Origin of the sequence: Protofrankia sp. Cas3, from assembly GCF_963555955.1 — a bacterium.
Taxonomy (GTDB): domain Bacteria; phylum Actinomycetota; class Actinomycetes; order Frankiales; family Frankiaceae; genus Protofrankia.
In genome coordinates this window covers 1-11835 of the sequence record NZ_CAUVXP010000173.1, presented here as the reverse complement: position 1 = coordinate 11835, position 11835 = coordinate 1, and the positions used below count along the sequence as shown (strand labels likewise).

2 protein-coding genes are annotated in these 11835 nt (G+C 72.7%); both read right to left on the bottom strand.

Going from position 1 to position 11835, the window contains the following annotated elements:
- Positions 1-7798 (bottom strand): neuraminidase-like domain-containing protein (locus U9983_RS23315; RefSeq protein ID WP_322756069.1); only part of this gene is annotated, 7798 nt, incomplete at its 3' end.
- Between the two features lie 68 nt (positions 7799-7866).
- A partial coding sequence (locus U9983_RS23310) for an RHS repeat-associated core domain-containing protein (protein WP_322756068.1) occupies positions 7867-11835 on the bottom strand: 3969 nt, incomplete at its 5' end.

Genomic DNA, 11835 nt, shown 5'->3' with positions numbered 1-11835 from the left:
GTGCCCAGCCGGGCACGACGAGCGCCGCGTCGGTCGCGATGCCGCTGCCGGCGCTCACCCGCACCGTGACCGCGCCCTGGGCGCTCGCGGCCGGCAGGTCGGCGGCCGCGACGACGGCCACCGGCGCCAGCCCCTGCCCGTTGATCACCTGACCGTCGAAGAGCAGCCCGGTACCGGGGTTGACCAGCCAGTCCACGCCGGCATTCAGCTGAACCAGCGAGTCGCCGCGCAGTAGGTTCACCGTCGGGTTCACCACGGGACCGAGGGGATCCACGGGAACCGGGTGGAACGGCTTGACCGACTCCTCCCAGAACCTGGGGTCGTGGTGCCAGGTGGGCAGCTCGGGCTCCGGCATCGGCGTGCGGGTGACCCACTCCTCCCACTGCTGGACGGTGCGCTCGGTCACCTCGGGCTCCAGGAAGAGCACCTGGTGAGCGTCCTGGAAGAACACCGGTTTGATCAGCGACTCGATCTCGCTGGTCGTCGACTCCAGCGCCGCGAGGATCTTGAACCGTTCGGCCCAGGTCCGCGCGGCGCCGAGCGCGCCGCTCGCCATGCCCAGGGTGATCCGGTTGTTGACGGGCAGCAGTGTGAATGGGCCCGTGGTGCCGAAGATGGTCCGTGACTCCGGTGTGACCGCGGCGCCGGGCTGGCCCGGCCCGATGATGATCCGCGGGCGGAACGAGACGGTGAGCCGACCTGGCGAGCCGACGTAGGCCGTCGGCCTCCGCCTGGGCTGGTCCGTCTCGACGCCGAACGGGATGTTGGGGGCGGGCCGCGCGGCGTCGGCGACGGGTGCGCTGTGCCGGCTCGCCAGGTAGAACGACTGGCCGATGGGGTCGCCCAGGGTGATGTAGACGCCGACGCCGCGAAGGTTCTCGATGGTCTCCGCGCCGACGTCCGGCGGCTCGAGGACGGTGACGTGGACGGGCACCGTCAGCGGGTCGAAATGGTCGCCGACATCCTCGCCGCGCACGCGCAGCTCGATGGGCGCCCGATAGCCGCCGGACTGGGGCTGTCCCCACGCGCCCGCCGTGTACTCGCTCCAGTGCAGCTGGGCCTCGACGTCGTGCTTGACCGTGGGCATCGCGTCCAGGTGGTCGACATTCTTCGGCGAGTCGCCGTCCGGGTGGCCGAGCTCCAGGAACGTCACCCAGAACAGGTAGAGGCGGCCACGCCACACCACCGGCGCCAGGTGGTCGCCCTCGATCTCGACGCCGACCGGCTCCCAGGGCGTCCACGCGCTGTTCGCGTAGCGGCGGTAGAAGTACTTGTGTGGTGCGCTGTGGGTGCGTCCGAACACGTGCAACGTGCTGTGCGCAAGGTCGGGCGCGTCCTGAAGGTGCATGGCCACGATCTCCAGCTTCGCCAGCTCCGCGAGCTTGCTGAGATAGTCGAGGAAGGCGTCCTCGGCGACGTCGGCGGAGACGTCCTCGGTGAGCAGCGCGGACTCGAGCTCCTGGTACAGGTGCGTCTTGTCGTCGCGGAACTCGGGCTCCAGCCAGTTCTCCGGGTACAGGAAGATCCTGCGGTTGGCCTCCCACACCCGGTAGCGCCGCATCCAGTCCCACTGCTCGGCGTTCAGGATCGCCGTCGGGTGCACCTCCTTCTCGAGGTTGAGCAGGCAGCGCTGGACGAACAGCCGCACCGAGGAGATGGCCAGCCGGATCCGCGACGTGCGCACGACCGGCTCCATGCCGGGATCGAGGAGGAAGTGCTCGTAGAGCTCCTCAGGCCCGGACAGCTTCTCCCGGTGCGTGATCGCCGCGACCAGCGCGTCGCGCTGGCGTCCTCGTAACCGGTCGAAGATCGGTTGGGCGGCGCGCTGCCAGGCCGCCGGATCGAGGCGGGATCGGACGGTCTCCTTGACGTCCTGGGCGATCGCGAACCGCTGCTCGTTGGTGGGCGCGCCGGCCGCCCCGACCGGCGCGGTGATCGCCGTCCAGCCCTTGATCGTCCCGGCCGGCGAGCCGAGGCGTTCCACCAGCGTGAGCGCGTCCCACAGCCGGGCCAGCGGCCGGTCGTCGGTGAAGACGCCGTCGGCGGCGGGGAAGATCGTCTTTGTCGTGGCCCACACGGCGTCCGGTCCGCGCCGGGTCGTCGCGCCGAGGAGGCGGTACACGGCGTCCGACGGGTCGGCGCCGCCCACCGCGGCCGCCTCGAACACGTCGATGAGCGCGTCGGTGCCGCCCGCGAGCTCGCGCCGCCGGCCGGCGTACTCGACGAGCCGCAGGAACCACCCGAACCTCTTGACGGCGGCGGTGCGGTCCTCCGGGCGGTCGCGGAAGGGCCGCGCCGGGAGGTCGCCGAGGTCCAGGTCCCCCCAGCCCGCGGCGTTGGTCGCGAGATGGGTCGTCTCCCGCGCGGCCAGTCCGAGCGCGCCGAGGAGCTCCACCGCCGCGGCGAGGCGCAGGTAGGCGTGCTCGGCCGCTTCCACCTGGCGGACGGGGTAGAGGGGTAGCCGGGACAGCGGCCCGCGTGGGACGGTCTCGCTCCACACGGTGAGCTGGCCCGAGCCGCCGGCGAGGTCGTCGAGCTCGAAGGTAAAGCGGTAGGGGACGCCTGCCTCCAGCGTGAGGTACTCGTCAGGTCCGGCCCCGAATGTCGCGCCGACGGTCGCCGCGGTCACGTCGAGGAAGACCGGGTCGGCCAAGTGGGGGAACTCCAGCCGGGCGTTCGCGTCCTTCTTGGCCAGGTCGATGGCGAACCGGTACGGGCCGGTGGCCGGCGGCACGAGGTAGCCCTGGAAGCGGGCGCTGCCGGCCGCCGGCAGGGCGGCTCCGTCGGCGCCGGTCGCCGGCCGCGCGGCGGTGTCGGTCGTCGTGACGGTGGCCGGGGTGTCCTGGCGGGGGTCCGAGCCGTCGGCGCTGAGATAGAAGTCCGCGTCGACGCCGTCGGTCGCGGCGGCCAGAAACTGCGCCAGCAACGGCCGCCGGTCGCCGTCGGGGCCGGCGCCCAGCAGCCGGGGGTCGGTGAGCAGCCGCTCGACGAGATCCGGGTCGGCGCTTGTCCGCGCGGCGAGGGTCTGCGTGACCATGGCCCGGCTCAGCCGGTCGCGCAGCACGGGCAGGACGGCGGCCGCCAGCCGGTTGCGGCGCGCGCGCAGCGTGGCGAGGTTGCGCGCGGCGGCGAGCTTGTTGGCGTCCTGTTTCTCCTTGACCCGCTCGGGCGGGTCAGCCGGATCGATGGTGGCGAGCTGCTCGAGCGGCTCGAACAGGCTGGGATAGTCCTCGTCGTCGAGGAAGCCTGCCGTGCCGGTGGGGCCCACCGGCCGCCGCCGGAGCACGTCGTCGAAGAACGCCCTGGTCGCCGTGGCCTCTCCGCGCAGCATGCGCAGCGCCGTCGCCGTGTCGGCCGATGAGAGCAGGAGGCTGAGCATGTGCTGGACGAAGTCCTCGGTCACCAGGTCGGGGTCCGCCGGCAGGGCATGCTGCCGGCGGATCTCGCGGACGCCGTCGGCCAGGGTGGTGAGCGCGGCGAGCGCGGCGGGCCGGGCGTAGTGCCGCGGGCCGGCGTCGTCGAACCGGCGGCGCAGCAGGAAGTCGAGGTCGGCGATGGACAACCCGCTCGCGCGGATCGTCTCGGCCTGTTTCACGAACCCGAGCGTCCGCCGGTACGGGTTGTCCTGGTCGAGGTCGGTCAGGACGGTCGCCGCGAGCGCGGTGAACGGGTCGGAACCGGACAGCTGCTTGAGCGTGATGAGGTCGTCGACGGACAAGCCCAGCCCCTGGGCGAGCAGGCCGTAGCGGTGCAGCACCGACAGGTTGGCGATCGTGAGCCCCGCGTCGGTGCCGAGGCCGGCATCCGCGGTGATCTCCGTCACCTCGGTCGCGGTCAGGCCGAGCGCCGCCTGGATCGCCTGTAGGTGGCCGGCGATCTGGGTGAACGCGGCGGGCTTGCCCGCCCCCTGGGCCGCCACCCAGGCCGCGGCCAGGTAGTCGCCCCGCGGGTGGTCGAAGATCGGGTCGACCTTTAGGACGCTGGGGCGCAGGAACAGCCGCGCGTAGAGGTTGTCCGGGCCCTCGGTCGGGATGTCGGTCCACAGGGTCAGCAGCCGGATCCGGTCGGGCGGGGCGGCGAGACGCCCCTCGAGCTCCCGGAGATGAGCGAGGTAGATCAGCGCGGTCTCGAGGGGTTTCTCGGCGTAGTGGCCGGCGGCGAACGGCGCGGCCGACGGGATGAACACCGCCAGCGCCCGGTCGAGGTCGTCGACGGTCCAGCCGAGCCGGCGCCACAGCCGGACGAACAGGTTCAGCCGGAGGAACACCTCGGCGTCGGCCGCGCCGCCGTCCGCGTGCCGCACGATCGTTTGGTCGAAGTCGCAGCCCGCGTCCGGGTCGGCCAGGACGACGGCGACCGCCAGGGGCAGCGCCTTGAGGTCCGCCACGACGTCAGCCAGCGGCTGCCCGTAGCTGGCGGCGTGGGCACGCAGCCGGTCCGCGAATCCGCTCAGGTCCGTCAGCCGGATCCAGTCCTCGGCGGTCATCGCCTTGATCCGTGCTTGCCGCGCCAGGTCCGGGTTCGGCGCGAGGAGGTCCTGGTTGGCGGCGAGGAACGCCTGGTTGGCGGCGTCCAGGAAGATCTTGGTCTCCGCGATGGTGGCGGGGATCTTGTAGAGCGGGCCCAGCTTCGCCAGGCTCGGGTTCACGAACCGCGCCTGGATGAGCGTGGCCAGCTCCTCGTAGCTGACGCCGAGGCGCCGGGCGAGGGCCTTGGCCGAGTTCAGGTCGACCCGACCACCGTTCTCGGTCGCCTCGGTCGTGGCCTCGGCGAGTGAGCCGTAGCCGTACAGCGTCCACCACGCGGCCAGTGGGTCGGGGTCGGCGAACAGGCCGCGCTCGGCGGGGGACAGCCCCAGAGACTCGATGAAGATCCCGGCCCAGCCGGAGGCGGGCGCCGCCGGCAGAAGTTCGTCGGAATCGCGCAGGACCTCCAGGACGTGGCGCAGGGGAGTGCCCGCGTAGTCGCCGAACTCGCGGACGATCTGCAGCCAGAGGTCGAACGGCAGGGTGAGCGGGTAGCGCTGCGCGGCCAGTTCCTGGTAAGCCTCGACGATGATGTTCGTCGGCTCGGCCAGCAGCTCCGCGCTCGTAGCCGCCCCGGTGTCACGAGCCGCGTCCGCCGCTAGCCCGCCATTCGCCAGGTAGAACTCAAGGATCTCGTTCACGACGTCGATGTAGGGCAGCTCGACGTTGGTATTCTCGCAGGTCAGCGGGATGTGGGGTAGGTCGGGCCGGCGCTTGGTCAGCGCGTCGTACGGGTCCAGGAAGCCGGACTCGGGGTAGCTCTTGGGGTTTCGCTCGGTCCAGCCGGCAAGGAAGGTGTCCCGGGCCGTCTGCTCCGCCTCGACGAACTGCAGGAGGTCGACGAGGTAGGCCGCCGGGGAGAGGACCGAGCGGCAGTGCTCGCAGTCGCAGAAGTCCATCGACCCGAAGAGCTCCTCCATGGTCGGGTAGCCCTTCAGCGCGGCCGCCAGCCCCGCGTTCTCCCGGTCGCGGCGCTCCGGCGCGCCGGCGAGAGCGGGCAGACCGACCGCCGTGCTCGCACTCTTCACCGCCCCGAACAGGTTGTAGGTCGCGCTGCTGACCTGCTGGGCCTTGCGCCAGACCAGCTCGCTCGCCGGTCCGGCCGGCAGTCGTCCGTGCAGCTCGCGGTACTTCTCATCGAAGCGGGGGCGGAACTCCTCCTCGCGCAGCGCGGTGACGTCGAACGCGGACTCCAGACCCAGCGCCTTCAGGACCGGCATGGACTCGTTGTCCGGGGTGATCTGGTAGAGCCGGTGCAGCGTCTTGATCTCCCGGCGGGCCACCTCGATCGCGTCCGGCCCGGCGGCCAGCCGGGGCGCAGCCGCCTCGTCCGCTTCCTCCACCGCCGCCGCCAGGAACCGGTCCACCGGGGTGTGGCCGAGCCGGAAGCCGCGCGGCGTGATCTCCCGCAGCACCGCGACGGTGGCGTCCCTCGTGTTGTCCAGCGGGATCCGATCGGTCTCGACCATCCGGGTCACGACCTCGGTGGGGTAGCTGAGGCGGATCTTGCGGGCCAGGTCCGCCGCGTACGCGTTCAGCCGGTCGGTCGGAGTCGCGCCTTCGTACACAGCGGGGACCAGCGCGTCCAGCTCGTCGTCGCTGTGCGCCAGCGTCCCGATCCTGGCCGCCCAGCCGTCGGCCTCGTACAGGTCGAGGTCTACCAGCGCGACCGGGTCGCGCAGCTCGAGCGGTGTGTCCGCCGCGGGATCCTGGTGGGACAGCGTGGCCATCAGATCCATGGTGACCGGGCCGCTGTTGCCCGCGAGGAAGGCGAGCTTCCCCTGCCAGCGCAGCTTGGCCACGGGCTCGTCCGGGACGCCCGCGGCCAGGGCCGCCAGCCACAGCCCGGCGGAGTCACCGCGGTAGGTCACGAACATGTCGGCGAACGTCTCCGCGGCGTCGCCGACCTCGGCCGCCGCCAGGAGCTCGCCGTAGGTCGTCCGGGAGCCGGCGGCCGGCACCGCGAGCCGGGTCGTCCGGGCGAACTCGGTGAACCGCTGGGTGAACTGCTCGATCTCGGCGTCGGTCATCGCCACGATGCCGGCGGTGACCAGGTTCCGTAGCGCGACGCTGACATCAGCCGGAGCTGCGCGGGCAAGCAGGTGCTGGTCGGCGGGCAGGCCCGCGCGGAACAGGCCGTAGAGACCTTCGGCCGGCAGGCCCACCGCCTGGTCCTGGGCGAGCCGCTGCGCGGTCGCCGCGAGCGCGATCAGGCGGGCGTCCCAGCCGGTCGCGCCCCTCAGCGCTGACAGGTCCCGCCGCCGGTCGTCCTCGCGCGTCCCGGCCAGGCTCGACGGCTCGCCCACCCACGGCGCGAGGTCCGCCATGAGGCGCTGGTACTCGGGGCCGGCGGAAACGAGGTCCGCGGCCGCGACGAGATCGACATGGGTGACCGCCGCCCCCGGCGGGACCGTTACGGGAGCCGACAGCGCCACTTCGGCGTCCGCCGGGCCCAGCGCCCGTACCTCGACGGTCAGTGTCCGGCCGGGCGCCGGATAGGTCAGTGTGTAGTCGCCGGATTCCAAGGCCACCGCGTTCGCCAGCGGCGTCGAGCGGCCGCCGAACTCGAGCTGGTGCAGGCGAACGCCCAGGCCCGCGGCCGGGGCACCGTTGTCCAGCACAATGCGTCCGGTGACCTGGGCCGTCGCGGCTGGCACGGCGGGCCGCTCGGCGACCAGGTCGACGCGGGTCACCGGGTCGGTCAGCGGCCGGCGGTCGGAGCGGGCGACGACCTCACCGCCGACGCCTCCGCTCCCGGTGTTGACGGCCTCGACCACGAGGTCGAGCTGGCCCACGCCGGGGAGCGCGGAGAACCGGATCGTGTAGCGCCCCTCGGCGTCGGTCTGGTCGGTGCCGAGCCGGATCGGACCGCCCTCGTCGGCGTGGTAGGCCGCGATCAGCGGCCCCGCGTACGGTCCGCCGTCCTCATCCGTCACCGTTCCGGCGACTATGAAGCTCTGGGCCTGCTCGGACGGCGGATCGAACGCCCCCAGCCGGGCCAGCTCATCGTTCAGCGCGGCGGCCGTGTCCGCCCCCACCTCGCCCGTGACCGGCAGGCCGCCCCGCTCCTGGAAGAGGCTGACCAACCTCGCCGTGACGTCCCGGTACGCCGACTCGTGCCGCTCCGCCCGCAGGCCCGCGAGCAGCGCCGACCGGTCGGTGGCGGCGAGCCCGAGCCCGTCGCGCTCCAGGATAAGCGCCAACCCGTTCTGCAGGTCAGCCACCTGGGGGCCCGTCGTCCCCGGCTGTACGCCGGCGGTGATCCTGTTCACGGCTGCTCTTGTCCTTTGTTGGGGTCGGTCACCGCAAGGGCTCCTGATTCGGGGCGAATACCGGTCGGTCAGTAGCTGCCCGACAGCACCAGGCGTCCGGCCCAGTGCGCCGGTGCTGTCGCCGTGCCGGGAAGGTGTGTGAGGGTGGCGCGAAGGCGCAGGCCGTCGGCCGCCTTCGCCGCCGACACGAAGTCGTTGGCGGCGATTCCGCCCGTGACGATCTGACCGACGATCTGGCCGACGGGGGTGAACAGGCCCGCGAACGTCGGATGCCTGAGCAGGTCGGCGTTGTTCGCGAAGACAGTCCGGACACCGCTTTCGGCCGACCGCTGCGTGCCGGCGAGATCGGACCCCAGCAGCGACGCCCCGGGCCCCCAGAACTGGCCCGGCGCGAGCCCGACGGAGAACGACGCGCTGACGTCACCGCCAAAAGTGCTGCCGAGGGCACCTCGGAACGGACCGTAGGCGAAGGAGAGTTCGCCGCTTCGGTTGCGCAGGTCCGCACTGATGCCGACGGCGGTGTGCTCGTTGTGCAGCCTGGCCGACACGACGCCGGTCTGGCTGACATTGGTGGTCGCGGTCAGGTCGCGGAAAAGCCCGCGCTGGTCCAGCGTGAGGCCTTCTTTGTTGAGGGTCAGCCGGTTGGGACCCATCGTCCCCATCGCCACCAGGCGCGACACGTCAGCCTCCAGTTTGATGCCGCCGATGTCCCGGTCGAGATGCAGGCTGTTCAGCAGATTTTCCGGGCCGACGAGGAAGTTCCGCCCGTAGGGCGGCGGGCTGGGCGCCGTGGAGAAAGCCGGTGACGAGGGCTGCGCCGGAGCGGGAGGCGGCTCTGGCGCGGGGGCCGGTTCGGGCGGCAGCAGATTCGCCGTGCCGGGCGGCGGAAGGTCGGTCCCGCCCGCCGCCGGGAGGTCGTCTCGGCCACGCGGCAGCAACGCTCCGGCGTAGGCCGCGGCGCGGTCAACCAGACTGACCGGCGGGGTCTGCCTGGGGTCCGCGGTGTCGCGGGTGTCACGGCCGGCGGGGTCGGTGCCGCGGATCGGGTTCATCCGGCAGTAGCCATAGCGGTTCGGCCCGTCGACGCCGCCGGCCGGGTCGGGGGCGGTCCAGCGGGTGAGCCAGGGGGCGTAGTAGCGGGCGCCGTGGTAGGTGAGGCCCGTTTCGGTGTCGCGTTCCCTGGCGGTGTAGCGGTAACGCTTGGGTAGGACGCCGGAACGGGTGAACGACAGCGCGGTGCAGCCGTAGGGGTAGTACTCCTCGTACGAGATCAGCGCACCGGCCCGGTCCAGCTCGACGGTCGCGGAGCCGAGGTGGTTCGCGTGCTGGTAGCGGACGGTGAACTCGTCGGTGGGGGTCGCGTCCGCCCCGGTGAGGCGGCGTTCGAGCAGGGCGATCCGCTGCTCGCCGTCGACGACGTGGACGGTGCAGCGGACCAGCGTCGGTGACCCGTCGGCGTCGAACGTCCGGTAGAGGTCGAAGTCGCCCAGGTAGACGCGCTCCTCGGCGGGGCGCAGCGGCTCGTCGGCCGCGGAGTAGTCGTCGGTGACCTTGCGGACGCGCTCGCCGGCGCCGTCGTAGACGTAGTAGGTGGTGCGCGGCCGGGCGCCGGCGGCGGTGACCCACTGGGTGGACGAGGTGGCGAGCTGGTCGCGGTAGTCCCACGAGTAGGCGGTGAGCCAGGGCAGGCTCATCGTGCCGCGTTCGCCGTAGGTGAAGGTCTCGGCGGGGCCGGACGCGCCGACGCCGGTCGCGGTCAGCCGGTTGCTGAACACCTGCTCGGGCTTCGCCGGCGTCGGTGCCGGCTCCAGCTGGCTCGGCTCCTGGTAGCTGAACGTGCGCCGCCAGCCGGGGTGGGCCGGGTCGGTGCCGCGGTGCTCCAGCGCGGTCAGGTTGCCGGCGGTGTCGTAGGTGTAGCGCTCGCGGTAGGTGCCGAGCGCCTGCCGGTCGGATTCGAGCGGCAGGTTGACCTGCGGCGCGTCGGTCCAGCTCGGCGACGGCTGGGGGCCGCCCCCGGACGGCAGGCCGAGGTGTTCGCGGCCGGTCGCTTCGACGAGCCGGTAGGCGGCGTCGTAGACGTAGTCGGCCGCGGCGGCGATCCGGGTGTTGAGGCGGAAGATCGTCGGCTGGGCGTCGTCGGCGAGGTGGGTGATGTTCCCGACCGGGTCGTGGACATAGGCGAGGTTCTGAACGTCGGCGCGTTCGTCCGGCGGGACCGGCCCGTCGTCGGGGAAGCCCGCCGGGGGCCGGATCGTCCGGAGGACGCGCAGCCGGAAGGTGTCCGGGTCGTAGGTGTACTCGGTGTGCACCCCGCTGCCGTAGTCGACGCGGGTGCGCTGGCCGCGCGGGTTGTAGTCGATGTTCGTGATGAGTTCGGCATCGGTGCCGACGCCGGGCGGGTCGTCGGGCACGTGGGGGCGCACCTGGGTCAGCAGGCCGGCCTCGTCGTAGGCGAACGCGATGACGGTCCCGTCGGGGTGGGTGCGCCGGACCAGGCGGTCCAGGGCGTCGAACAGCGCCGTCGACGTCCAGGTGTCGGCTTCCAGCTTGGGCTGAGGGTTCGCGGCCCAGTCGAGGACCGCGTGGTAGTCGGTGGCGAGGGTCCGGGTGGTTGCGGCGGGGTTTCCGTGCACGTCGTAGGCGTGCTCGACGCGGCCGGCGCCGTCGTGGGTCCGCCACACCTGGCCGCGCAGGTTCGACGCCTCCGGGTTGGGCGCGTCCTCGCCGTAGATCGTCTGGGTGACGGTGGCGGTCGTCGTCGCGCCCGGCGCGGCCGCCGGCTGGGTCAGCTGGGTTTCCGTCGGCCGGCGCAGCCGGTCGTAGTGGGTCGCGAGCAGGCGCTGCCCGCCGCCGTCCACCGACTCCCAGACAGCCACCAGGTGGCCGGCGGCGTCGGTGAGCCGCCAGCGCGACCCGGCCTCCAGGCTGTGTTCGGCGATGCTGTTGCCGACCAGATCGAAGGCGTGGCGGGCGACGACGCGGTCGTGCTGGCCGTCGAGCCGGTCCGGATCGCCGTCGGTGCAGTCGTCGAGCTGAAGCTGGTTTCCGTGGATGTCGAGCACGGTGTGGGTGCGCTGGACGCTGTCGATCCAGGTGAGCTGGTCCCACGCCTGGTCGCCCGCGCCGGCCGCCGTCGTGTCCGGCTCCCGGTTGTGCGCGACGGCCAGAACGGGGCGGCCCAGCGGGTCCAGGTAGGTGGCGGTTGGGGTGGCCGCGTGCCGCAGCGCCCGCCGGGCCGCCGACTGTTCGTACGGTGCGAGCGCGCCGAACTCGGCCCGCGGGTCGGCATCGGTGGCGGCCCGCCGTCGATACCAGGTCGGGGTGTAGTCGCCCGGCTCCAGTCCCGCGACGAAGCCAGCGATGTCCGCGTCCCGGGCCGGGTTGCCGCGTACGCCGGCCTCCGGGTCCGGGTCGGGGACAGGACCGGGGTCCGGGACGGTCTGGCCGGGCCGCAGCGCGGCGGTGTCGCCGGCGTCCCAGACGTGCTGGCTCCAGGGGTCGAAGGTGACCTTTTCGTAGGTGTGGTCGGGGTGCAGCGTGGCGACCGCCCGGCCGAGCGGGTCGTAGCAGAGGATCGGGCTGACGCCGACGCGAAGGTCGAACTCGAACCGGTGGGTCGGGCGGAACGCGGGCTCGTACTGGCGGACCGGCAGACTCTTGTTGTTGAGCACCACCCAGCCGGAGCAGATCCACCGGTCCGGCCGGGGCGGGGGCTGAGCGCGGTCGGGGGCGGCGGGCAGCTTCGTCTGGATCTCGCGGCCGAGGCCGTCCGAGTAGCCGAAGGCGACCCGCAACCGGCTCGGCTGGCCGGCGGCGGCCAGCTCCGGATCGGCGACGTGGCGTTCGCGGGCGATCGTCGCGACGGCGACCGGCTGGACGTCGTCGCTGTCCTTCGTCCGGTGGTAGGCGTCCAGGTCGTAGACGAACCTGGTCGTCGCGCCGCCGAGCAGCGCGCGGGCGTCGGCCGGCTGGGGGCCGGCGCCCGCGCGGCCGAGCGGGTCGGCCCAGAACGCCTCGACCGTCGCCGCGGCCAGCTC